Annotated in this window: 18 protein-coding genes and 1 tRNA gene; 6 read left to right on the plus strand and 13 right to left on the minus strand. The window is 46.4% G+C overall.

The features are described from left to right. The first annotated feature begins 62 nt into the window (after nucleotides 1–62). Together RIF36_RS04720 and RIF36_RS04725 are read left to right on the plus strand one after the other, a co-directional pair. The gene (locus RIF36_RS04720) at nucleotides 63–2,309 is read left to right on the plus strand and encodes a WG repeat-containing protein (protein WP_350121439.1); all 2,247 of its coding nucleotides are present in this window, start codon (nucleotides 63–65) and stop codon (nucleotides 2,307–2,309) included. Nucleotides 2,310–2,417: 108 nt separating this feature from the next. Next, nucleotides 2,418–3,428: an SRPBCC family protein gene (locus RIF36_RS04725; RefSeq protein ID WP_350121442.1), complete on the plus strand. Its 1,011-nt coding sequence runs from the start codon at nucleotides 2,418–2,420 to the stop codon at nucleotides 3,426–3,428. Between the two features lie 100 nt (nucleotides 3,429–3,528). Here RIF36_RS04725 and RIF36_RS04730 read toward each other — a convergent pair whose 3' ends face one another. From RIF36_RS04730 to RIF36_RS04740, 3 genes are read right to left on the minus strand one after another with little or no spacing between them, the layout of a single operon-like run. Beyond that, nucleotides 3,529–4,314 carry a hypothetical protein gene (locus RIF36_RS04730; protein WP_350121445.1) on the minus strand — a complete coding sequence of 262 codons (786 nt, stop codon included), beginning with the start codon at nucleotides 4,312–4,314 and terminating at the stop codon, nucleotides 3,529–3,531. A gap of 9 nt (nucleotides 4,315–4,323) precedes the next feature. Next, nucleotides 4,324–5,712 carry a hypothetical protein gene (locus RIF36_RS04735; RefSeq protein WP_350121448.1) on the minus strand — a complete coding sequence of 463 codons (1,389 nt, stop codon included), beginning with the start codon at nucleotides 5,710–5,712 and terminating at the stop codon, nucleotides 4,324–4,326. Then, the gene (locus RIF36_RS04740; protein WP_350121451.1) at nucleotides 5,705–6,262 is read right to left on the minus strand and encodes an RNA polymerase sigma factor; all 558 of its coding nucleotides are present in this window, start codon (nucleotides 6,260–6,262) and stop codon (nucleotides 5,705–5,707) included. Before RIF36_RS04740 ends, RIF36_RS04735 begins: the two co-directional genes overlap by 8 nt. Nucleotides 6,263–6,529: 267 nt before the next feature. Between RIF36_RS04740 and RIF36_RS04745 the strand changes: the two genes are divergently transcribed. Then, nucleotides 6,530–6,604: transfer RNA gene (locus RIF36_RS04745), tRNA-Pro, on the plus strand. Nucleotides 6,605–6,757: 153 nt separating this feature from the next. On the opposite strand, the gene RIF36_RS04750 is transcribed toward RIF36_RS04745, so the two are convergent. Further along, the gene (locus RIF36_RS04750; protein ID WP_350121454.1) at nucleotides 6,758–7,174 is read right to left on the minus strand and encodes a RidA family protein; all 417 of its coding nucleotides are present in this window, start codon (nucleotides 7,172–7,174) and stop codon (nucleotides 6,758–6,760) included. Continuing rightward, on the minus strand, nucleotides 7,171–8,463 hold the full coding sequence (locus tag RIF36_RS04755) for an aminopeptidase P N-terminal domain-containing protein (protein ID WP_350121457.1): 1,293 nt from the start codon (nucleotides 8,461–8,463) through the stop codon (nucleotides 7,171–7,173). The genes RIF36_RS04750 and RIF36_RS04755 overlap by 4 nt, the downstream gene beginning before the upstream one ends. A 32-nt stretch (nucleotides 8,464–8,495) precedes the next feature. On the opposite strand from RIF36_RS04755, the gene RIF36_RS04760 reads away from it, so the two are divergent. Further along, on the plus strand, nucleotides 8,496–9,974 hold the full coding sequence (locus RIF36_RS04760; protein WP_350121460.1) for a S8 family serine peptidase: 1,479 nt from the start codon (nucleotides 8,496–8,498) through the stop codon (nucleotides 9,972–9,974). Nucleotide 9,975: 1 nt separating this feature from the next. Here the strand turns inward: RIF36_RS04760 and RIF36_RS04765 are convergent, their stop codons facing one another. The 5 genes from RIF36_RS04765 to RIF36_RS04785 form a co-directional block, all read right to left on the minus strand. Continuing rightward, complete coding sequence (locus tag RIF36_RS04765) at nucleotides 9,976–10,668, minus strand: class I SAM-dependent methyltransferase (protein WP_350121463.1); 693 nt, start codon at nucleotides 10,666–10,668, stop codon at nucleotides 9,976–9,978. 156 nt (nucleotides 10,669–10,824) lie between these two features. Next, entirely contained in the window at nucleotides 10,825–11,640 is an 816-nt protein-coding gene (locus RIF36_RS04770; RefSeq protein WP_350121466.1) for a glycosyltransferase, read from the minus strand. Beyond that, nucleotides 11,637–12,461 (minus strand): glycosyltransferase family 2 protein, encoded by an 825-nt coding sequence (locus RIF36_RS04775; RefSeq protein ID WP_350121469.1) that lies wholly within the window; start codon nucleotides 12,459–12,461, stop codon nucleotides 11,637–11,639. Before RIF36_RS04775 ends, RIF36_RS04770 begins: the two co-directional genes overlap by 4 nt. Nucleotides 12,462–12,593: 132 nt before the next feature. Continuing rightward, nucleotides 12,594–13,733, minus strand: a complete 1,140-nt coding sequence (locus tag RIF36_RS04780) for a glycosyltransferase (protein ID WP_350121472.1) — start codon at nucleotides 13,731–13,733, stop codon at nucleotides 12,594–12,596. Between the two features lie 331 nt (nucleotides 13,734–14,064). Further along, on the minus strand, nucleotides 14,065–15,042 hold the full coding sequence (locus RIF36_RS04785; protein ID WP_350121475.1) for a helix-turn-helix transcriptional regulator: 978 nt from the start codon (nucleotides 15,040–15,042) through the stop codon (nucleotides 14,065–14,067). A 91-nt stretch (nucleotides 15,043–15,133) separates the two neighbouring features. Here RIF36_RS04785 and RIF36_RS04790 point away from each other — a divergent pair, with 91 nt between their 5' ends. Next, entirely contained in the window at nucleotides 15,134–16,009 is an 876-nt protein-coding gene (locus RIF36_RS04790; protein ID WP_350121478.1) for a cytochrome c, read from the plus strand. Nucleotides 16,010–16,214: 205 nt separating this feature from the next. Further along, nucleotides 16,215–17,465, plus strand: coding sequence for a M16 family metallopeptidase (locus RIF36_RS04795; protein ID WP_350121480.1), 1,251 nt, complete (start codon nucleotides 16,215–16,217; stop codon nucleotides 17,463–17,465). Nucleotides 17,466–17,477: 12 nt separating this feature from the next. Here the strand turns inward: RIF36_RS04795 and RIF36_RS04800 are convergent, their stop codons facing one another. The 3 genes from RIF36_RS04800 to RIF36_RS04810 all read right to left on the minus strand — a co-directional run bounded on the left by RIF36_RS04800 (nucleotide 17,478) and on the right by RIF36_RS04810 (nucleotide 23,098). After that, on the minus strand, nucleotides 17,478–17,951 hold the full coding sequence (locus tag RIF36_RS04800) for a hypothetical protein (RefSeq protein WP_350121483.1): 474 nt from the start codon (nucleotides 17,949–17,951) through the stop codon (nucleotides 17,478–17,480). 60 nt (nucleotides 17,952–18,011) lie between these two features. After that, entirely contained in the window at nucleotides 18,012–21,560 is a 3,549-nt protein-coding gene (locus RIF36_RS04805) for a VCBS repeat-containing protein (RefSeq protein ID WP_350121486.1), read from the minus strand. A gap of 227 nt (nucleotides 21,561–21,787) precedes the next feature. Beyond that, on the minus strand, nucleotides 21,788–23,098 hold the full coding sequence (locus RIF36_RS04810; protein ID WP_350121489.1) for an HlyD family secretion protein: 1,311 nt from the start codon (nucleotides 23,096–23,098) through the stop codon (nucleotides 21,788–21,790). Nucleotides 23,099–23,100: the final 2 nt, after the last annotated feature.

The following is a 23,100-nucleotide window of genomic DNA, read 5'->3' on the forward strand; positions in this document are numbered from 1 at the left end:
AAAATCCCCGATCGTTTAATTTCTTGCCGCTTTTCCTAACTGTTTGCTTAATTTAGCGGCGTATGAAGCTTTCTGTAGTTAGGTTCCTGTTCTCATTGGTGCTGGTTTTAGCACCAATTCTCTCGTATGGCAAAAAAGCCAGTGAACGGGTATTAGAAGTCTTCGAGCTAAATAACCGGAAAGGCCTGAAGAACGACCAGGGCAAAATTCTCATCCCTGCCAAATATGAAGATATCGGCTGGAGCGATGGGGGTGTCGACCCACTGTCGTCCACTATCGGGTATAAATCGAATGGCTTTTGGGGATTAACAACACTGAGCGACCAGCCTGTTACCAAAGCTGTTTACCGTGACCTCTCCCCCATGAGTAACGGTTTCCTGAGAGCGTCCCGAACCGACAGCTTCGAACATTTTCTTTACTTCGGCGTCCTCGACACCAAAGGCACGGCCCTGGTGGGCTTCCAATACTACGACATTGTCCCATCCGGCGACAACTACATTGCGTCACGCTATGAAAATCAAAAGACTTCCTACGGCCTTATTTCAGGAGTTGAGGCAACCTTAATCCCCTTCCAATTCAAATCCATCCAGTACGTTGGCAACGGCATTTACCAGGCTGTTGATGCAAGAGACAAGCTATCGGTATGGACTGTGGGCGGCTTGAAGTTGCCGGTAGAAAACCTTGATAGCATGTTCCGTGTCAACTCCAACCTCCTTATAATTTCCAAGGAGGGCAAGCTGGGTGCCATGCGCAATGATGGCAGTATGATACTTGAACCGTTTTACAAAGAAATTGTTCCTGAAAACGACTCGGTGCTGCGCCTGACCACCTACCCGTCGTGGCACCTGACCGATGGAAAGAACAAAAGACTGAAAACATTCTCTTTCGACGATATCGAAACCATCGGGCCCAGTTTGTACAGGGTTCAGACTTACCAGGGCGAAGCCATCATCAATATTTCGGGGGAACAACTGAGCAACAAAAGTAACTGGAGTGTTGTGCGCACAGATGAGAATTTTGTTGTGAGCAAAGAGCAAAACAAATTCAGGGTGTACAACAAGTCGGGCGAACCCTTTCTTGAACAGTGTTACGATTCTCTCTATTTCGATGGAAAATATTTTTACACTCAGGTAGTAAAAAACAACAAAGAGCTGTGGGATGTATATAACACTTATGGCCGGAAAGTTACAAGGCATTCTTACGACCAGGTAAAGCCCGAAGGATCCAAATTGATCATGGCCAGACGGGATGCCTACTGGGGGTTTCTTGACTTTAACGGCGGAATGGTTATCGACCACAAATTTGAACGGGCTCATAGCTTTGTCGAAGGCATGTCGGCAGTTGAGTATGTTGGAAAATGGGGCGTTATAGACGTCAACGGCGATTGGGTGGTCGAACCGAAGCACGACTATTGTGAGGTGATCAATGAAGCCGTGATTCTAACCAAAAATGGTGAGTCGACCGACCTCATAACGCCTGGGCGTGGATGGCTATATACAAGCAATTATTCGATATCTGCTAAAAAGTCGTGGCTGATCGAAGAAACTGAATCCGGAAGCTTTGGCCTGCTGACCTCAAAAGGACAAAAAGTGACAGCGCCTGAATTCGACGAAGTAATGATTCCCGATATGGATTCGGTTGTATTTCTAAGGCAAGGGGATTACTGGTGGTCTTATGGCAAAGACGGCAATAAGATTAGCGACGGAACAAGTAAATATCAGGGAGTGTCTGGGCTGAGTGAAGCATTTTTTGGCATTGTGAAAGACGAGAAATTCGGCTTTGTTGACCTCGATAATAAACTTAGAATTGCGAATAGGTACGACAGTGCAGCTTTTTTCCGGGAAGGAATGGCGGCGATAAAGCTCCGGGGACACTGGGGGTTTGTTGACAAAATAGAGCGGCTGGTTGTTCAGCCTATTTACGACTCGGTTACTCCTTTCTCGAATGGTATCTCTCTCGTGTCAAGAAACAGCAAGTCTGGTATCATTGACAAAAACGGCGATGAAGTGGTCGGGCTGGACTTTGACGAAATCAAATCCATTGACAAGAACACTTATATTTTAAGACAGGGAAATCAATACGGCTTTTACCACCGTAAGTCAGCCTACGTCATGCTTCCTCGTTTCAACCAGCTTGAATTACTGCCCAACGGGCTCTTCGTGGTGGAAAAAAGGGGGCAAAAAGGCCTGATCAATGAAAAAGGTGTTGATGTGATCCCTTCTGTTTACGACGACATTCACTACGACCTCTACAACGCCTTTTACCTCTGCAAAGAAGAAGGCAAGACGGAAACTTTTTTGATCCGTTAAGGTTTTCCTGGTGGCCACGAAAAAGGGTGGTGACAAATTAATTACCTAAATACCAACTTCTTAAGTTATGGAATTCCTAATTTTATGGTTTACCAAACTTATCATCCTATGAAAGCACTTAAGATTATCCTTTACATTGTCCTTGCCCTTGTGGTGATTGTGGCGGCGGCGATATTTATGATTCCCACGGAGTACAATGTGGAGCGAAGCACCACTATCAACGCTCCGAAGAAGCTGGTAATGCAACAAGTCGGCAGGTTCGAAAACTTCTCCAAATGGAATCCGTGGGGAAAGCTAGATCCAAATATGACCAAAACCATCACAGGAACTGATGGAGAAGTGGGTGCTAAGTATTCCTGGGAAGGTAATGACGACGTGGGGAAAGGCTCAATGGAAATTACTGCCATAACAGACTCTCGTGTTGACGAAAAACTAGTCTTTCTGACTCCTTATGAGTCAGAGGCGTCTACATACATCATTTTGGAAGAGGCTGACGGCGGAACAAAAGTTACCTGGGGCATGCAGGGAAGTAACCCAAGACCCATGAATCTGATGGTGCCAATGATGGACGGCTTTATTGGTAAAGACTATGAAGCTGGCCTCGCAGAGCTTAAAAAAATGACTGAGGCAATTGCCAGCAGCGACACTTTCAGAGGTTTAAAGGTTGAAAAGATGGAGCTTTCTCCACGAACATATATTGGCAGAAAAGATACTGTAAAATGGGCCGACATGCAGGGTTTTATGGCCAGCAGCTTTGGTGCTGCCTACGGCGAGTTGACGAAGAAAAAAGCACCGATGGCAGGAGCTCCCAGCAGCATTTACTTTGTCTGGGATGAAGCCAACGAACAGACCGTAATGGCAGCGGCCATTCCTGTCGAGGGCGAGTACACTCTCAAGGGGTTTGAGGCATTCCCGGCTGGTGGCAGCGGCTACAAAATTGCCTACTACGGTGCTTATGAGGGCAGCGGCGAAGCACACTACGCCATGGACGACTACTTCACAGCGAAGGGGCTTGAAATGACCGAGGACATCATGGTGATTGAAGAGTACGTAACTGATCCAACTACCGAGGCAGACACCAGTAAATGGCTGACTAATGTGTACTATATATTAAAGTAGTGCAGCCCACTGAAAAGTATGGAAGAAAAAAGGGGGCCAAATGGCCCCTTTTTTAGTATTACACACGCTTCAGTCGCAAATCAAAATGCAAAACATTGTTTCAATTGTCTTTGGCACCGTCGTCGACCCAGCAAGCTATCGTTTGAATCTCCAAATCAGTTAATGAGCCGACCTTTGGCATTGTTTTGTTGCCTGTTTTCACCTTGATAGTGGCAGCATTTTCCTGAATAGCTCCGAATGAAGTGAAGTTTGGAATGCCGGCCGTTCCATTATGGCATGTAGCGACAGCGCAATTAGTGGAGATAATTAAAGAGACCTGATCTTTGAAACTCACACCCGACGGCACCAAAACCTCCTTGTCCTCTTCGCAACCTGCTCCATCCTTAACAGTGACAATGTGAAGCCCGCTTGAAACCCCGGTGAACTCACTTGCGCTGCTGAAGGCACCATCATCCAACCTGTATTGGAAGCTTCCACCATCACCCGTAGCTTCAACGGCAATTGCGCCAGTCGACGCCCCACAGGTCGAGGAAGTGGAAGTAGCTTCGATGGTAAGGCCGTCTTCGTCAGAAAGACTGGCCGCCACAGTCTTCATACAGTCATTGGCGTCCCTCACGGTTACTGTGTAGTCACCTGCTTCCAACCCCGTGAAAAGCCCAGTACTTTGAAATGATTGCCCGTCGATAGAAAACTCATAGCTCCCGGCCCCATTAGCTGCCCTTGCTTCAATTTCCCCCATTCCTTGCCCGCAAACATCGTTTGACGAGCCTTCTATAGACACTGCCAGGTCGCTGACAGTGCAGTCTGGGGTGGCCTCTTCGTCGCCTCCGCCGCAAGAGGAAAGAAATACGGCGAGTCCTGTTAGTAAAAGTAAATCTCTTCTCATGGTCTTAGTTTATGGTTTTTTTAAAAAATGATATTTGGCTGTGACCAGGGTTCCTGTGGTAAACAAACGCACATCACCGTAGCCAACTCCTCCCAGCGGGGCTTTTACAAAAGGCTCTAGCTGAACTGAAAAATCCCTGGTCAAATAGGTCTCGATACTGAATGAAGCTGAAACCACACTGAGCGGATGGTTGCTCCAATTTTCCCCGGACCAACCTTTGTAACGCCCCTCCACGCCGTCTTCGTAGACGTAGCTATAGTTTTCTGACAGCATCCAGTAAGATGACATGCCTGCGCTAACCCAAATCCGGGTTTTGCCAATATTAACCACCTGCAAGCTGACAGTTATGGGTACGTCCAGCACACTACAAGAAGCATCTGTGCGGATCGGTTCTATCCCACCAGGCCAGCCCGACCCAAACGGTGGGTTGTAGTCGCCTGCACCGGCAGCATATACCTTGTCGAACTTATACACACCACCGGACAGCTTCCAGCGCCTGCCAGGACTATATTCAGCTAAAAAACCAAAGCCCTTGCCTACATCTTTAAGACTGGGGTGAAAGCCGATGCTGCTTACATCCGGAGAGGCGGCCAGGCCGACAGCAAACCGGTAAAAACCTTTGTCAGGAATTGTCTCTGGTGGATTGGGCGCATACAGCGGTGCCAGGTTAAGGGCTGCCTTGTAACCGATCAGCGGGGAATGTGCCAATGGCTTGCTATTCAGGTGGCTGATTGCCTCTCGACGCTCTTCATCATTTAGAACTATTTCTGGAGAATCATTTACGTTTCCCACACCGGGGTGATCCGCTGTTTGCAGTGTTTGGGGCACCACTTTGTTTCCATTCGATACTTCTTGTGACTTGTCGGCATCAAAGATGACTCTAGCTGCCTCATTTGCCCTTCCTCGCTGAGGAGATGACTCTCTTTGCTCCGCCCGGCCTTCCCTGGCAATACCCTCTGTGTTGGATGTTGAAGCTTCTCCGTTTCTATATGACAGTTCCTCGCTGCCGGGCAATTTGGCGTCGGTTTCCGTTGGCTGGTTCTCGTTTAAAATTTTCAGCTTACTTTCGCTTTCCTCCGTTGCCTGGCTATCCATTTGAAGAGTTGATGCGTCACTATTTTTTGGTTGGATCACTCTTCCGATCTCCCCATTTTTGCTCTCCCGGTTATCAAAATACTCTTTAAGAAACCACCCTGATAAGAAAGCGATGACAGTAAGCACTACTACTGCCGCAACAGCCTTCAGCCCTACAAAAGAACCCCCTCCTCCTCCGGTAGAAACAGCAGATGCATCGAGTCGGGCCTCCATCAGCAGCCAATCTTCATCTCTGAAAGGAAAGTCCTTTTGGCCAAGCCTCTTCCTGAAAAAGTTTTCGATATTTTGCTCTTTGTCAGACATTTTCCGATTCAAAGAAGTTTTTCAATTGTTCCTGAAGTCTCTTTCTGGCTTTAGCATAGTTAGATTTTGACGTTCCAACAGATATCCCCAGCTGCCTGGCTATTTCCTCATGCTTGTAGCCCTCAATGGCATATAAATTAAACACCGTCCGATACGCTGGTGAGAGGTTTTTCAATATCCCAAGTATCTCTTCATGCGAAATACCTGATAGTACCGTATCGGCACTTTCCGCCGACTCCGCTTCTTCGAGGTCTTTCATCTCATTAAATCGAAGATCCTTCCGTGTTCGGTCGATGGCTGCATTGATCATGATCCTCCGCAGCCAGGGAACGAACGGCCTGGAAAGGTCGAACTTGCCGATGTACTTAAATATTTTCATAAAGCCGTCATTCATAATTTCCACCGCATCTTCCCTGCTTTCTGCGTAGAGTACACAAATATTCATAGCATAGCTGTAGAATGACTGATAGAGCTCTTTTTGCTGAGCCCTTCTTCCATTCATGCAGCCTTTAATAATTCGCTTCAGCTCGCTATGATCAGAATCTTTCAATGACGGTGGTTGAGGTCTTTATAAACAGTACATGGTAACTAGTTGAAAAGGTTGCCTGCTAAAAAAACTATACTTCTTACAGTCAAAACAACAGAAGCGTCGGCTCACCACAAGACATCATGCAAAAGCGGGAGAAAAAACGTGACGCTTTACCGAATTTAATGAGAGTCGACTTTTAGAATGTACGGGTGTTTTACTAATATTGCAATCCCTTTGGGGAATCGAGGTGTCTGTAGTGCTTATTCATTCACCTGCCGATAAATGACTCGAGGTGTAGCGCAGCCCGGTTAGCGCACCACGTTAGGGACGTGGGGGTCGGAAGTTCGAATCTTCTCACCTCGACAAAAGGCCAGCAGAAATGCTGGCTTTTCTGCTTTATTCAAAGCCAAATTATTGTAGGGACGTGGCGGTCGGAAGGCTGGGCGCCCCCGTACTAGGCGTCTCCCATCCAATCTTCTCACCTCGACAAAAGGCCAGCAGAAATGTTGGCCTTTTTTATTCGATTGTAGCCACACACTTTAGCTCAATGGCAATGGGCGTGGGCAAAGCAGTTACTTCCACCGTGGTCCGGCAGGGCTGGTTGTCTTTGAAATATTCTGCGTAAAGGCGGTTGTAGGCAGCAAAGTCGTCTTTCATGTTGGTGAGAAACACGGTCACATCCACCAGGTTTTCCCACTTGCTTCCCGATGATTCAAGAATCAGTCTTACATTGTTAAAAACCGAACGGCACTGCACGTCAATGTCGTAGGAGACTATATGTCCGGCCTCGTCGAGTTCGACACCGGGAATCTCCTTCGCTCCCTTTTTCCTGGGCCCCACCCCAGAGAGAAAAAGTAAGTTTCCTACCTTGCGGGCATGTGGATAAAGCCCTACCGGTTCGGGAGCTCCTTCTGCGTTGAAAGCATTTTTCACGACCTGTTCATCAAGTCCTCGATCTCCTCTGCATGGCATGGCGCACCTGCCAGCAAGTTGATATGGCCCTCTCTGGTGATCACAATATTGTCTTCAATTCTGATTCCAAGGCCCTCTTCACGGATATAAATGCCTGGTTCTACGGTGAAAACCATTCCCGGCTCAAATACCTTGTAAATACTGGCGACGTCGTGTACATCAATACCCAGGTGGTGGCTTGTTCCATGCATAAAGTATTTCTTATAGGCAGGCCACTCAGGGTTCTGCTTCTTAATATCTGTCTTGTCGAGCAAACCAAGCCCCAGAAGTTCGCCCTCCATAATTTTCCCAACCTCCTTGTGGTACTCAGGTATCACGCCACCGGGCGTCAACATATCAATGGCCTCGTTCTTGACACGCAGCACCGCATCATACACTGCCCGCTGGCGTTTGGTGAACTTTCCATTGACCGGCACAGTGCGGGTAAGATCAGCATTATAGTTGCCGTACTCAGCGCCCACGTCCATCAACAGCACATCACCGGACTTAAGTTGCTGGTTGTTTTCGATGTAGTGCAACACACATGAATTGGCACCTCCTCCTATAATTGGGGTGTAGGCAAAGCCTCTGGAACGGTGCAAAACAAACTCATATATATATTCCGCCTCCACCTCGTATTCCCACACACCTGGTTTGATCAGTCCCAGCATTTTTCGAAAGGTGTTAGCGGTGATATCACAGGCGTGTTTGATGATTTCGATCTCTTTCTCTGATTTTATGCATCGCAGGTCATATAGTATTGGAGCAAGCCTTTCGTAGTTGTACAAGGGATATTGCTCCATACACCATTTTACAAACCGCTGATTGCTGGTGGTTACTTCTGAAGCCGCTCTTACATGCTCATTCGATTCCAGGTAGATATTGGTGCTCTCCGCCAGAATGGTGTATAACACTTTATGAAATTCGTGCGACCATTTCACCGTCCTGATGCCGCTTATCTCACGGCCTTCCTCTTTTGTAAACTTGTGCCCCTCCCAAATGGCTATCTCTTCGCTCGTCTCCCGCAGAAAGAGCACCTCTCTGAGGCTCTCATCCGGGAAATCAGGTGCGAGCAGCACGATGGTATCCTCCTGATCGATTCCTGTGAGATAGAAAAGGTCGGCGTTTTGCCTGAAGCCCATGGTGCCGTCGGCATTGGTTGGCATAATATCGTTGGCTCTCACAATAGCCACACTATTGGGCTTCAATCTTTTCTGTAGCTTTTCTCTGTTGTAAGTAAAAAGCTCCTTTCCTGCCGGGCGATATCTCATTCTATTAGTTAGATTTAATTCATCATTGGACCATGTCTGACTCAAAGATAGCACATCGGAAACATTTCAGAAGACGGTACGGACTGTTAAAAGTCTCGTTCATCGGCCTTTTGTTGCTCGAATTCCTGCCTGTTCGTGCGCAAGACAAGTATTGGTATTTCTTTAGCGAAGATATTTCGAAAACTGAAAGCCGAAAAATACTTGAAAACCACCAACTGGAACCGGTGACCTGGAGCAAGTGGTTTCACGCATGGTCGGCCCATGGAGCTCTTGATCACATGGTGGACGGCGTAGACAGCAGCAGAATCGTGACTCCGCTGAAACTGCTGCGCAGTTCATTTGACGAGTCTGCGCTGGGCTTTGCCCTGGAGCAAATTGGTGCCAAAGCGATTATCGAGGATGGACTGACCGGAAAAGGTGTTAAAATAGGCATCATCGATGGCGGCTTTCTGGGGGCTGACGAGAATGCATCTCTGGCATCGATTATTGCAGATGGCAGGCTAAAAGCATTTCGCAACTATCTACAGCCGTCAGATACCATTCCGTTCGGTGGCTCCCGAAGTTTGGATGATCAGCATGGCACCGAGGTGTGGGAGCTGACGGGCGGATACAATGCACAAAAGCGAATTCAATTTGGGCTTGCCACGGGTGCCGACTACTACCTGGCCCGAACAGACCACGGAGCACGGGAGCAGCGGCAGGAAGAAGATTTCCTCATCGCAGCCCTGGAGTGGATGGACAGTCTGGAGGTAAAGCTGGTCAATATTTCGTTGGGCTACAATACCAACTACGACAACCCGTCAGAAAACTACACGCCGGCAATGATGGACGGAAAAACCGTATTGGCCAGCCTTGCGTGCCAAAGGGCAACAGAAGAAGAAGGAATGCTGATCGTAGTGGCAGCGGGAAACGACGGCGACAGCGACTGGAAGGTGATTGACGTACCGGCAGATGCCCCGGGTGTGCTGTCGGTTGGCTCTACGGATCTAAAGTTCTGGCGAAAAATGCCCTTCAGCTCAACGGGTACTGACTTTACCCAGTTTTTAAAACCCGACATAAGCTGCTTTGCCTCATCCGGCACGTCGTTTTCTGCACCAGTAATCACCGGCCTGGCTGCCTGCTTGTGGGAGAAGTCTCCGTCTCTGACAAATACTACCCTCAAAGCACTTATTTTACAATCTGGCCACCTCGCCGGGGCTCCAAACAATTATATTGGCTTTGGTGTGCCCAGTGCAAACTGGCTGCTCGCCAAAATTACCGAGGGCCTGACGGAGATGACCGAACCACAGTTCGTCGCTCCAATATCAGCGAATAAGAAGAAGTCAATTAGGCTAGAGAGCGAAGGCAAAAAGAGCATAGTACTTTATCATAAAAAGGACAGGTTCAACGTGATAAAACAGGAGTTTTTTAGCTCAGAGGCAAACAGCCTTCAGGTGAAGCAGTTTGAAAATTCAAAGTTCACCACGGTAGTGGTTGATCACGAACTGGTGATGGAGGTAGAGTGGAAGTAAACTAGAATGTTTCAACAAACTCATTGAGGTAGCTGGCCTCTTTCAAGTTCAAGAAACGCTTTCTATTGGCTTTCAGGTCAGCGTAGGTCAATTTGTCAATCTCCTCCAGGGAGTAAGACAACATATCGTGCGGTTTCCCCCTTCTAACCACCCCGATCCCATAGTCGCAGTCAAGGGTGAAAACCTCAAGTTCCGGATGAAGAGATCTCAACCTCACTATTGATTTCCAAACATCTCCATTCCACTCATATGTTTCCTTTTTTGGAAACTTCTCTTTCATATCTTGAGGAGAGAAGGCAGGGGCAGCAGCCTCAACACTATCTGGATTGCAGTCATGGAACATAACGACTCCATTTTGCGAAAGATATTTGAAACAGTTCTCGAAGTCTCTGAATGACTGATCATAAGTATGCAACCCGTCTATAAATGCGACGTCCAGGGGCTTTTCTTTAAAAATATTGGAAGCCTGGTTCTTGAAAAAGTCGTCACTCGTCATTTCAAAAAATCTGGATTTAATATAGCTCAAAAAATACCAAATCTTACGTTTCAGCTTTATCTTAAAGGCTGGATCCACAGCTAGTTTTTTGGGGGCTGAAACCTTCAGGAAATTTTTTCCAGTTTGCACTCCAATTTCAAGGTACATTTCCACTCCCCAAGCACTATTAATACGGTTGATTATCTCTTTTCTATTCATTCTTAAAGTCTCCAATTATTAATGTAAAGCTAGTGGGTATTCCGTGATTTCTTTTGAACAAAATAGGACTATATTCTCATTATTGTTAACGTTTTCTTACCGCCATCACAAAAAAGGGCTACAGTCACTCCCTGCATTCAAATTAGCAGCAGCCAGCTATTTCAGCTTTCCCAGCCCATTTCGACAAACAAATTGTTTTTGTTCCTGCTTGTCTTTCATCAGCCGTTCATTTTCCGACTGATCCGTCCAATTCTCTTTATGATACAAATGATATTGTACTGCCAGGTTCCGCAACGAATACAGTTTGAAGCCCATACCCAAAAACCGCCACGTCAAATCAATGTCTTCCCCGATGGCAGGCAAAATATAGTCTTCGTCAAAGCCATTGATCTTCACAATGGCATCCTTGTAAAAAGACATATTACACCCTTTAAGCTGATGCATTTTTCTAAGTTTGGGCACGAAGCCCAACAGGCCATCCGGGTTGATGTAATAAGCCTCCTCGGTAAACTTTGCTCCGTCCTTCTTTGCCTTCGAAAGTTCGCTCTGCACTTGCTTTTCGAAACTAAGCAAACCGCCAGTATTCTGACGAAGAATAGCTGAATACTCAGGCCCCAGCTTCACCCGTTTGCCGGCAAGTATCCTTTCCCTCGACGCATACCTGTGGTGGTTCTCAACAAACTTATGGTGGAGCACACAGTCGCCGTCAATAAATATCAGGTAGCCAAACTTGGCCTTCCTTATTGCGTTATTCAACGCCTGGTTCTTTCTCCACCCAACATCTGGCTGAGTCAAATGCTGATAGTCATTATTAAAAGGGTAGTTGGCTACAAATTCTTTCATTTCCGGGCTCTCTCCGTCCTCAGAAACAATTATTTCAAAACCCTGATCAGTTTGAAAGGAAAGACAGTCGAGCACTACTTTCAGGTCCGCTGTGTTTTTATACACCGAAATAATCAGGGACGATTTCATACCGGCTGATCGCTTTTTTCTATCCCAAATTCAGTCCTCTTCTTGCCCGATTCTCTCGTGTTTTTTCGTATCGATCTGTTCTTGAGCACCGACTCCTGCGTTCTATAGCCCCGTTTATGGTCGAGGTGAATCACAATCGCACTGTACCTTATTTGAACACCACTTATCCCCATGTTTACAAGCCTTTCTCCAAGCTCCCGATCCTGGCCGCCATATTGCATCCTTTCGTCGAACCCATTAGCTTCCAGAATGTCATTCTTCCAGCCAGACGAATTATGGCCATTCCAGGTAGGTTTGGTTCTTGTAAGCCCATTCAGCAAGTATCGAAAAACTCCTCTTGCCGACAGCTTCAGCGTTTTGATGCTCCCCTTCAAGCCGTGTGCCTTAAGCCAGCTTACTTTAAAGCACCGTTGGCTCAAGATATCTTCTTTCCCAATAGCCAGACTTGTTTGCATAGGAAGCAAAAAATAGCCTCCGCTCAAAAAATCACCTGGCTTTCTCCTTTTCAAATGGATCTCAACAAAATCGTTTCTGGGAATGCAGTCTCCATCAGTGAAAATAAGGTAGTCGGCTTCAGCCGCCACAATAGCCTTGTTGAGAATCCGTGACTTCTGAAAGCCATCGTCTTCTTGCCATATATGTTTGACCGGGACGCCCATTTCTGGTCTCAGCCTTTCGATCAACTCTTCGGTTTCTTTCCCCGAACCATCGTCGGCAATGAGTATCTCGAAGTCTTTGGTTGTTTGCTTGCTAAAGCCCCACAACACCTTTTCGAGCCATGCCGTTGAGTTGTACGTACTGAAGATGACCGAAGCCTTCATGAGCGCAATGTTAATGGGGTAAAAATGTAACAAAGGCTTCAAATTTACCAACCTCACGCTACTAACTCCTCACGTTACCCGGACTTTCGCTAAAATATTTCCTGAAGGCAGTGGAAGCAGAATAGATAGAAACTAATTTGGATGCCGGGCCACAGTCTGTAGGAGATGGAAGAGCTTATCAGCCTGAGTGTGAATATTGTAGTCCTGCTCTATGCGCAGACGGGCCTTTCTCCCCATCTCAGCTGCCAAATCTGAATCTTGTGCGAGCCTCAACATTTGCCTAGCCATTCCCTCAATATCATGCTCTGCCACCAAATAGCCTGTCTCGCCTTCAACCACGGCGTCCTTGATTCCACCATGCAAAGTGCTAACTACCGGAAGTCCGCATGCTCCTGCTTCAAGAATGCTATTGGGCGTGCCTTCCATGTCGCCATCTCCGGACTGGACAGAATGTTGGACAAATATTGTTGCCCTGTTCATGAAATCAATAATCTCCGCATGAGGCATGCCCCCGGCAAATACTATTGACTCTTGAATGCCTAGTTCATCAATAAGCTGAACACATTTGTCGAATTCACCCGACTTGTCCCCTACCATAATTAACCGACACCCAGGCATTGATCTAAGCACTATGGAAAAGGCTTTGATCGTGGACTGTGGGGACTTCTTTTCAACAAACCTCCCAACAGTTAAGAATGTCGGCTGCCGGGGCTTGGGCTCATCCGACGGCTTGAAAATGGACAAATCAACACCATAGGGTATGATGTGAATTTTATCGGCACTGGCCCCCACCTCTACCAGCTTTTTCTTCATCTCACTCGAAACAGCGACAATGGCGGCGGCGTATTTAAACAGCTCCTGATAACCATGGGCATAGCGTTTGAACACCTTGCTTTTTGAAGCGTCTCTCCCGTGAAAGTGAGCGACCAAAGGAACGTTTGCCTGATTACAAATAGGAACAAAATATGAAGCGGTTGTTCCGAAATTGACCAGCAGCACTTGAATCCTATTTTTCTTGAGAAGTCTTAGAATGCCAAAGTTTCCAAAGTAATTGTTTTGACGTCCCGTTATCCATTTGTAAACCTGATGAATAAGCCAAAATGGATACGGAGACAGCAGCTTTCCATCATCCGAACGTTGAGGAAGTCTGCCCGAATAAATAGGAAATACTTCAGCCCGCTCTGACAGCCCCTTGATCTGATTTCTAATGAACGTCTGGGTCAAAACATCCTTATGGGAGCGAGCGATACAAATTCTCATTTTCTTTATCAAAGCGGGGGGTTTGTTTCAGTAGCTATCAATTTAACAGGTTTGATCCAACGTTTTCCCACAAAATCAGAAATACAGCCCTCTTTGTACCCGGTTCTCTGGTATTTTTTCGTGTCGTTCCGGTGCTCACAACAGAATCCAGCGTTCCGTAGCTGTTTATGATCGAGATGAAACGTAACCGCATTTTACCTTACTTGTATCCCGTGAACACTAGTATTGAAAAGACACTTTCCAAGCTCCCGGCCCTCTTCATACCGCCATCTTTCACAGAACCTTCATCGGCAATGGGTATCCCGAAGTCTTTCAAGGCCTCAAATTTACCAACGTCACATTACTAACTCCTCACATTACTGGGACTTTCGCCAAAATATTTCTTGAAGGCAGTGGAGAAGTGATTGGCATTCCGATAACCAAGTTTATCGGCTACAAGGCTTATGGTGGTGCTTTTTTGTGAAAGTAATTGCCGTGCAAACTCCATGCGAAGCTCCTGGATATAGCCAAACACAGTCCTTCCGAAGTGAGCTTTGAACCCACTTTTTAGTTTACACTCATTAATTCCAAACTCCTTACCAATCGCTTTCAAGCTTAAATCGTCCTGGAAGTGCAATTGAAGATACTCTCGTATGGCATGCATCAATTCAACATCTTTGGCCGCAGGCTGGTGAAAGTCAGATGTTTCATACTCCCTTTGCCAAACCTCAATTTGTAACGCCAGCAACTCGTAGACCTTCGACTCAATAAACAAGCGCCTGGCAGCTCCCTTTAGCGGGCAAAACCTGATGGACTGAATAATTGACTTTACTTGCACGGTAAGAGGCAAACTTGTTCTAAAGCCAGGAATCCCATTTTCCTTTAAAATACAATCCGCAAAACGATCATAAAGCGGGTCACCCTCGCCGATCAGCGAAAGTAACTTTTCCGCCTCAATGGTCATATGAAAAATGTTGTATGAGGTGCCACTATTAAAATAATGAGCCTTGGCTGGATCCGGATCGAAAAAGAAGTTGTAGTACCCTTTCCCAAGGTCATAGCGTTGCCCACAGTGCCTGGAGGCTACGTTTCCTTCAAAATTAAAGCAAAAGCTAAAAGTGCGCCTGGGCTCTTCATAAGAGATTTCCAACGCACTGGAAAATTCAGCTAACAAAAACGAAGTTTGGATTCCTTCGAAAAAATGGTTGGTGCAAATGTGGCTGCCAAAATCGGCCTTGAGCTTGAACTCTACATCGAGGCTAGATTGCACTTTGGGCTCAGCCTCTGGGGCAAATGGAAATACATCCGCATAAGCCAATTTCAAAAAATTATTGGATGGCATAAAAAATACTTTTTGCGTAGTAAACCCTCCGTTTTACGTAGCACCATGGCAAAGGTTTGCCCGTTAACCGCCTAGTCACAACAAATTTTTTATGCTAAAGAAAACATTCAAATGGGTCGGTATTGTTCTGGCCTGCATTTTTTCGCTGTTGATTATCGCCTATGCTTACATCTATCTGAGCACCGAGGCAAGGTTCAATAAAAAGTATTCGTTTCGGGAAGATCCTGTTACACTGTCTACAGACTCCGCTGTACTATCCAGAGGAGCCCACCTGGTGGCCATCAAAGCATGCGACGATTGCCACGGGCCCAACCTGGCCGGCAAGGTGTTTATTGACGATCCGTTACTTGGGCGAATCGTTTCCTCTAACCTCACCTCCGGCAAAGGCGGTCGCCCGTCGGACTACGGGGTGGTTGACTGGCTCAAAGCGCTTAGGCACGCAGTAAACAAGGAGGGCAAACCTTTATTGTTTATGCCATCGCACGAAATCGTTCAGCTTAGCAAAGCGGACATAGTCGCTATTTTGTCGTACCTCCAGACAATTCCACCTGTAGATAGCGACCTGCCGTCACACGACATCCGCTTTCTTGGAAGAATACTCACCCATTTTGATAAGGTTCCGTTGCTGCCCGTCGACATGATCGATCATAACATGGGCTGGCCCAAAGAGGTAGAGGAAAATGTATCAGCTGCTTTTGGCAAGTATCTGGTAGCTGTATGCACCGGATGCCACAGAGAGAACCTCAAAGGCGGAGGACCAATCGCTCCCGGATTGCCTCCTGTTGCTGATATCACTTCCACAGGTAGGGTTGGTCAAATGACAGAAGAGCAGTTCATGAATACGCTAAGAACCGGAATTACTCCAGAAGGAAGAACTCTTGATCCAAAAGAAATGCCCTGGCCCACTACCTCAAAGTATACAGAAACAGAGCTAAAAGCCATTTATGCTTATCTCAAATCAATATAAGAGACCGCCATTTTTTTGTCTGTCCGTCGGAAATCAATGAGCATCTTTGCGTAGTGTGAACCGGCAATTTTTTTTGGCCAGGAAACTTCCTGGCCATTTTTTTTGAACTTTCTTTCATAAAACGCATTATAACTCCATCGGCATTGTTGATACCGCTAACCTTCATAAAGAGAAAAACATTAGTTTTGCAGGCTGACAAATGTAAATGGCTGAATTCGACCTTATTACTTTACCTAACGGTATTAGATTAATCCACAAGCAGGTAGCTTCCACTAAAATCGCTCACGTTGGCATCATGCTGGACGTTGGGAGCAGAGATGAGTCGCCCGACCAACTGGGCATCGCCCACTTCTGGGAGCACATGGCTTTCAAGGGCACCAGAAAAAGAAAATCGTTCCACATCCTCAACCGGCTAGATTCGCTTGGAGGGGAGCTCAATGCCTACACCACCAAAGAAAAGATTTGCTTTTATGCCAGCGTCCTCGACCTTCACCTCGAAAAGGCACTGGAACTCCTTACAGATATCACTTTCAACTCCACCTTTCCGGAAAAGCAGATCGAAAAAGAACGAAATGTGATCCTTGAGGAAATGTCGATGTATAAAGACAACCCGGAAGACGCCATCATGGACGATTTTGATGAGGTGGTTTTTGCAAAGCATCCGCTGGGACACAATATACTCGGCACTCAGGAAACTGTTGGTGGGTTCAGTCAAAATGATTTCAGAAGGTTTTTAGAAGAAAACCTCGACTCTGAAAGAATGGTTGTTTCCACGGTAGGCAACTTTTCGCTGAAAAAAATAGAGCGGCTGGTGCGAAAACACCTCAACGACTCGCCAACTTTTAGTTCTTCTAAGCAGCGAAAGTTGTTTGGCCCTTATCGTCCCTCGTCTCTATCAGAAGTGAAGCCCATCACACAGGCCCAATGTGCCATAGGCCGGCCTGCCTACAAAATAGCCGACGAACGAAGAATTCCCTTTTTCATGCTGGCCAATATTCTGGGAGGGCCTGGGATGAATTCCCGACTGAATATGTCGCTCAGAGAAAAGTATGGCTACGTGTATTCCATTGACGCCAGCTATAACCCTTATGTCGACACAGGGTTGTTCTCAGTATTCTTTGGCACTGACCCCAGGCATATTTCCAGAAGCTTCCAGCTGATCAAAAAAGAGTTTGCCATGCTGAGAGAACGAAAACTCGGAGAGGTGCAATTTCACAAAGCCAGGGAGCAGCTCATGGGGCAACTGGCCATGAGTGAAGAAAACAATGGCAGCATGATGCTGATGATGGCTAAAAGCCTGCTGGACATGGGCTCTGTTCCAAGTCTGGAAAATGTGTTTCAGGACATTCGAAAGATCACCAGAGAGCATATTATAGAACTTGCTAATGAAATGCTGGTAGACGATGATATGAGCACGCTGGTGTTTGTTCCTGAAAATGGCAAACAAGGACATTAGTAGAAAAGCATGCTATTCCTTCAGAAAAAGGTATCTCATACCCCAGCTCACTGCGGGTATCACATAATACCACTCCCCATCAGGGAAAATTTTGGGCGAAAATTCCCCAAGCAGGTAAAAATTAGGGGCATTCTTAAATGGGGCTGTCCGTATGCCCAAAGGTATCGTGACGAACCCAAGACCGCCCTCGCCACCTTCCCATGGGCTGTAGCCTAGTCCGAGACCCAGGGATAATGCTACCTGGTCATTGTGCATGATATTGGCATTTCCTATCAGCTGCGGGATTCCCTTATACTCGGCTACCCGTGCATCCTCAAAAAGTGTGTAGTAGGGCTTGGTGCTTAACCGAAATTCCCCCCAAATCTTTCGCTCGAAATTAGTGCTTACCGCTATCTCTCTTCCGCTCGAAAAAAAGGCTAGTCCGCCCTGAGCGAAAGTTGAAATAGCAAATGAAACAAGGAACAATGTAGCTAGTATAGTTTTCATAATAATTGCATTGAATTAGATCGTCAATTCAATGCAATTATTATGCCTATTGAGCGGTATTTATTGATTAGGTGGTGAAATAACCCTGGAATCACCGTTGAAATCAAATATTTCAACTTGTGTTACCCCCTCAGGCACTCTGATAGTTCGTGAAGACTGCGACAGAAACCCTGACCCATAAGTCAATTCAATCCTTTCAGTTTGCCCACCGCTATGCTTCAGCAAAGCATAAAAGTCAGTTGGGCCCGTTTTTACAACAGTACCTTTGAATGCGTCGTTCGGCAGGCCAAATACCTTCAGGTCGCCCCGGTTTTGGCTGGCAATGAAAATATCGTTGCCGGCAACGGAGCTCAGCCGTGCCAGTGCTTTCGCATCACCTTCCACTAGGAAGCCGCTCTTTGCAGAGAGAACGGGAGAGAAACCACCTTTGCCATCTCCATAAAGCAGCAAGCCTGTTAGGGCATCGTAGCGGCCTGGAAACACCTCATTGCCGTAGTCGTTACCAACCATCAGCACATCCAGATGACCGTCGCTATTCACATCAGTTGCCACCAAACCATTGATGGGCGCTATCTGAGCCCTTATGGGCAAAGCGGTCATTTTGAATGTGCCGTTCCCAAGGTTTTCAATATAACTTGACTTCATGTAGTTAGCTTCCAATATCACAGCCCCTTCCAACTGCTGAGGTGTTAACAACTCAGCCATCGCAATTTTGCCGAATTGCTTATACCGTGAAAACATTTTGCGGAACATGGGGCTCTGCGAGTTCATTTCGTCCCAAAAATGGAGAGGAAACTCTTTCATATCCCCGTTGTCGGTTTTGAAGTAGCAGCTCATGATCAAATCGACGCTGGCATTGCCATCGAAGTCTTTGGCGTAGGCCCGCAATGGCTGATCCACTGTTGCCCGGTAGTAGTTATTCTCCCCCAGGTTACCAGCCACATAGTCGGTGTCCCCGTCTTTATCAAAGTCGCCGGACACAATACTGTTCCACCAGCCCTTTTTCCCGAGAAGCCCGGTACCCTGATCAATTTTGTAAGCGCCTCCTTCGTTTTTCACAAACGTGATGGGCATAAACTCACCTACCAACACCATATCCACCAGGCCGTCTGTATTATAGTCCGTCCAGAGCATGTCTGTTATCATACCAGCGTCTGCCAGAAAAGGTGCTTTCGATGCTGTAATGTCCACAAGCCGCCCCTCCTGATTCTCCAAAAGCACGCTTTGAGAGGGATAGGGATATGATGCTGGCACTACCCGGCCTCCGACAAAAACATCCAAATCTCCATCTTTATCGAAGTCGGCTGCCCGTGCAACCGACCCGCTGAACTGAAGCTCTGGCGAGACTCCGTCTGCCTGTAGTTTAAAGTTGCCTCGTCCATCATTCAGATAAAGGTGATCGGTATACTTGTCGGATGGAAAAACGTACTCACCACCACCAGAAACAGCATACAAGTCGAGATCACCATCTGCATCAACGTCAAATAGCAGGAGCCCCATGTACTCATTTCGCCTCACATCTTTCTTTTCAATACCCACTTTGTCCTGGAAGGTTCCGTCGTTCTGCTGAAGAAAGAATTGTATGCCCTCGTCGGCAGTTCCGCCAGCAATAAAGTCCTCAAGGCCATCCCCATTAATGTCGCCTACAGCTATGGCTGGCCCGTATTGAGTAAACTTGTGAGGCAGGGTTCTTTGAAGGTTAAAATCTATTTTATCTTCTTCCTTGTGCGTAAAGGCAACCTGCAACGATTTAGTCACGTCGGCAAGTACCGTCGGTTTACCGCCTAATGCCGGCATCTCCCTGGCAAGATTGTCTCCCGAAGAGGCTGATGAGTAATCTATCGTCAGCAACTGGTCTACCGCCACGTTAGTGAGCACGCTGGACTTACCATCGTACCAATCGACAACGACCGAGTCGATCGATTCCGTTTTCCCCATCCCAAAATGAGCGATGTCCTCCACAGAAGACAGAAAGCCTCTATAGACGGAATGGTCGTGGTATTGCATTTGTCCATTGCCATACTTTAAAGTAATCTTCGTGCCAAGTCCAGCTTGATTCTCTTTATTGCCCTTAAGTTTGACTCGCAGAAAGTGAGTTGAATCCTGCTTACTATTGCCCTTGCTGTTCAGCGTATTCTCATATACCAGGGCCACATCATCAATGGTGTTTACAACGTAATCAAGGTCTCCATCATTGTCCAGATCGGTAAACGCTGCACCATTTGAGAAAGAAGGCTTATACAGTCCCCATTTTCTGGTAGCATCAGAGAAAGTCAAATCCCCATTGTTCTCAAAAGCGAAGTTTGAAATTTTTACAACCGGAATAGAGTCGACCAGCATGTCCGGCCCTGCGATGTTACCTACATCAGCCCGGTAGCTTGCAAAATCCTTGTCAGTAATGTCCTTAGGAAAGCCGTTGGTAATCAAAAGGTCTCTGTCGCCATCATTGTCCACATCAGCCAGCAGTGGCGACCAGCTCCAGTCCGTTTCAAATATTTCAGACATGAATCCGATCTCACTGAATGGAATGCCAGCACCATTATTGAGCTGCAACATATTGCGCACATGCTGGTACTCATAGTCGAACTTTTCATTGTTCACATATACCTGATACACATTCTTTCCTATCGTTGTCTTCTTGCGGAAGTTGGTCTCTGGCAGCATATCGAGCGTCACTATGTCGACCCAACCATCGTTGTTAATGTCGGCGATGTCATTTCCCATGGAGAACTGACTCGAATGCCTGACATATTCACCGAGCTTATTAGTAAACGTGCCGTCACCATTGTTGATGTAGAGCAAGTCGTTGCTCAAAAAATCGTTTGACACATAAATGTCAGGCCACGAGTCGTTGTTGACATCGGCGATGGCTATTCCGAGGCCGAAACCTTCGTAAAGGATTCCCGCTTCCCGGTTGGCTATGGAAAACGTGCCATCTCCGTTGTTTTTGTAGAATCTGTCGGTATTGGGCGCTGTTCCGTCGACGATTTTCGGCCTGTAGTTCGTAGGAATTCGTCCGCTTTGTACATTGGTAAGCACATACAGGTCAAGGTCTCCATCTTTGTCGTAATCTAAAAAAGCGGCGTTTGTGCTCCAGCCATTGTCGTTGATTCCGTACTGCCTGGCCATCTCTTTAAAAGTTGGAACACCACCAGGCGTGCCTCCCTGGTTCACAAACAACATATTTTCTCTTCTCAGAGAATCGCTGTACATGGTGGCGCACACGTAGATGTCCAGCCAACCGTCGGCATTTATATCCACCAAAGCGATCCCCTGACTCCATTTGTCTGGTGCTTCAATTCCGGCTTCGGTAGAAACATCATCGAATTCAAGCCCTCCCTTGTTGATGAATAGTTTGTTACTGGTTTGATTACCGGTGAAGAAAAGATCTGTCAGGCCGTCGTTATTAAAATCACCAACTCCCACACCACCTCCGTTGTAGATGTATTCATTGGTGAGGATATTGAAGGTATCAGATTCTATGATCGTGTTTGAAAAATCGATACCAGTATCGGATGAAGGTAGCTCCCGGAAGAGTGTATTGGATGGGGTATCGCATGAGGCCAAAAGGAAGGATATCAGGCCAAAGACTGCAAACGCTCTAAACATATCAGTTAACTTTTTACTTAGCGGCAAATTTACTGCTTAATGTTGTTTTGAGTAACTTTTGAAAGATTAGTTAAATGTTTAGCCAGAAGAAACCGTGGTGGCTCGTAAGCGACTAACAAATCAACACAAATGTAGGGGCAAGCCCTGAGCTAAACAGCTTGGATCCTATCAAAAAATAACGCCATTCACCATTTCACAGGAGAGTACCAGATACGAAAAATCGATGCCTACATTTTCAAAGAAGAAAAAAAACGCTCAAACAATGTTCTTTCCTTTGTAATAATCTCTGCCGTAGCAACCAGCCCTGGCCTATACTGTATTGATTGTCCGTAATTAGTGCTAAGCCCATTAATAAAAACGACTTTAGCAAGATAGCCACCGCTTGCAGGCACATCTGAAATAAAGTCAACTCTTCCCTCCACTGCTCCAAATTCCTGGAATGGATAGGAATGAAACTTTAGCAGCACAGCCTGTCCTATTCTCACCTTACCAAAATTGGACTGTGGGATAACTACTTCTGCAAAGTAGTCTGCATTATTTTGATTAATGTAACAGATTGGCTGGGCTATCTCAAGCTGCTGATTCTCCTCGACAAAAGTGACAAAATTTAGACTGCCTGAAATAGGAGCTGTAATTAGAAATTTGTGTTTCCACTCTTCCACCTGGCTGTTGAAAGTATTTACTGCCTGTTGAAATATCTGTCGCTGCTGCTCAATGGTACTTATCAAATCGATGAGTTCCTTCTTCTTTTCGCTTTGTAATGACTTGTTGGTCAGTATTGCCGAATTTATCCTCGGCAAGCCTAATTTTTTACTCAATAGCTTGCTCTCTTCGTTTCGGAAGTCAAAATCAGATATTACCTTATCTTTTTTGAGAGCTTTGTTAACCTCGAAGGTAGTTTCCGTGAGGGCTACATCTCTGACCTGGAGGTCTCGCTCCTCGATAAGGGAAAAATTAAGCATTTCCAACCTTTTGTAGTCTTCCTCCAGCAACGACAGCTTTTGGTGAAAAATGCCGTTTGGCAAGTATTGCTTAAAGGAAAGATAAGCCTCAATAAAGCCCTGATTTGCGCTCTGGAGCTCGCCAAACTGAGTGCCGTTCATGGGCATCAAATAATCAATACTTTTTTCCTGTGAACTAAGCAGGCGAATTCGAATAGAATCCAACCTTGTTGACAGCCCGATAACTTCATCATGGCTGGCTAATGCTTCCATATATCCTAGTATCTGGCCTTTATGAACCTCCTCGCCCTCCTTCACGTTCAGTTTTACCAGTTTCCCACCCACATTGTTCACTACCATCTTGGGAGCGTTGAGCGAGGTCAATTTTGCCTCCGCCTCAACCTTATCCGGATACTTGATTACCCACAATGCGACACCTATAAAGCCCAGGACAACGGCCAAGAACAGATTTCCCCAATTCAGTAGAAATCCGGGATTTTCCGATACTATTTCCTCCATCATCTCCGAACGGCCGACCAAGCGTCCATTCGTTGAATGAATATGATGATCAGTTCCGTTGTCTATTAATTTGCTCAAAG

It is taken from the genome of Imperialibacter sp. (genome assembly GCF_040222815.1).
Lineage (GTDB): Bacteria > Bacteroidota > Bacteroidia > Cytophagales > Cyclobacteriaceae > Imperialibacter.

Excerpts from the sequence above, each read along its gene's own strand:
- RIF36_RS04720 (WP_350121439.1), top strand. The coding sequence starts at position 63 with ATGAAGCTTTCTGTAGTTAGGTTCCTGTTCTCATTGGTGCTGGTTTTA.
- RIF36_RS04725 (WP_350121442.1), top strand. The coding sequence starts at position 2,418 with ATGAAAGCACTTAAGATTATCCTTTACATTGTCCTTGCCCTTGTGGTG.
- RIF36_RS04730 (WP_350121445.1), bottom strand. The coding sequence starts at position 4,314 with ATGAGAAGAGATTTACTTTTACTAACAGGACTCGCCGTATTTCTTTCC.
- RIF36_RS04735 (WP_350121448.1), bottom strand. The coding sequence starts at position 5,712 with ATGTCTGACAAAGAGCAAAATATCGAAAACTTTTTCAGGAAGAGGCTT.
- RIF36_RS04755 (WP_350121457.1), bottom strand. The coding sequence starts at position 8,463 with ATGAGATATCGCCCGGCAGGAAAGGAGCTTTTTACTTACAACAGAGAA.
- RIF36_RS04760 (WP_350121460.1), top strand. The coding sequence starts at position 8,496 with ATGTCTGACTCAAAGATAGCACATCGGAAACATTTCAGAAGACGGTAC.
- RIF36_RS04765 (WP_350121463.1), bottom strand. The coding sequence starts at position 10,668 with ATGAATAGAAAAGAGATAATCAACCGTATTAATAGTGCTTGGGGAGTG.
- RIF36_RS04770 (WP_350121466.1), bottom strand. The coding sequence starts at position 11,640 with ATGAAATCGTCCCTGATTATTTCGGTGTATAAAAACACAGCGGACCTG.
- RIF36_RS04775 (WP_350121469.1), bottom strand. The coding sequence starts at position 12,461 with ATGAAGGCTTCGGTCATCTTCAGTACGTACAACTCAACGGCATGGCTC.
- RIF36_RS04785 (WP_350121475.1), bottom strand. The coding sequence starts at position 15,042 with ATGCCATCCAATAATTTTTTGAAATTGGCTTATGCGGATGTATTTCCA.
- RIF36_RS04790 (WP_350121478.1), top strand. The coding sequence starts at position 15,134 with ATGCTAAAGAAAACATTCAAATGGGTCGGTATTGTTCTGGCCTGCATT.
- RIF36_RS04795 (WP_350121480.1), top strand. The coding sequence starts at position 16,215 with ATGGCTGAATTCGACCTTATTACTTTACCTAACGGTATTAGATTAATC.
- RIF36_RS04800 (WP_350121483.1), bottom strand. The coding sequence starts at position 17,951 with ATGAAAACTATACTAGCTACATTGTTCCTTGTTTCATTTGCTATTTCA.
- RIF36_RS04805 (WP_350121486.1), bottom strand. The coding sequence starts at position 21,560 with ATGTTTAGAGCGTTTGCAGTCTTTGGCCTGATATCCTTCCTTTTGGCC.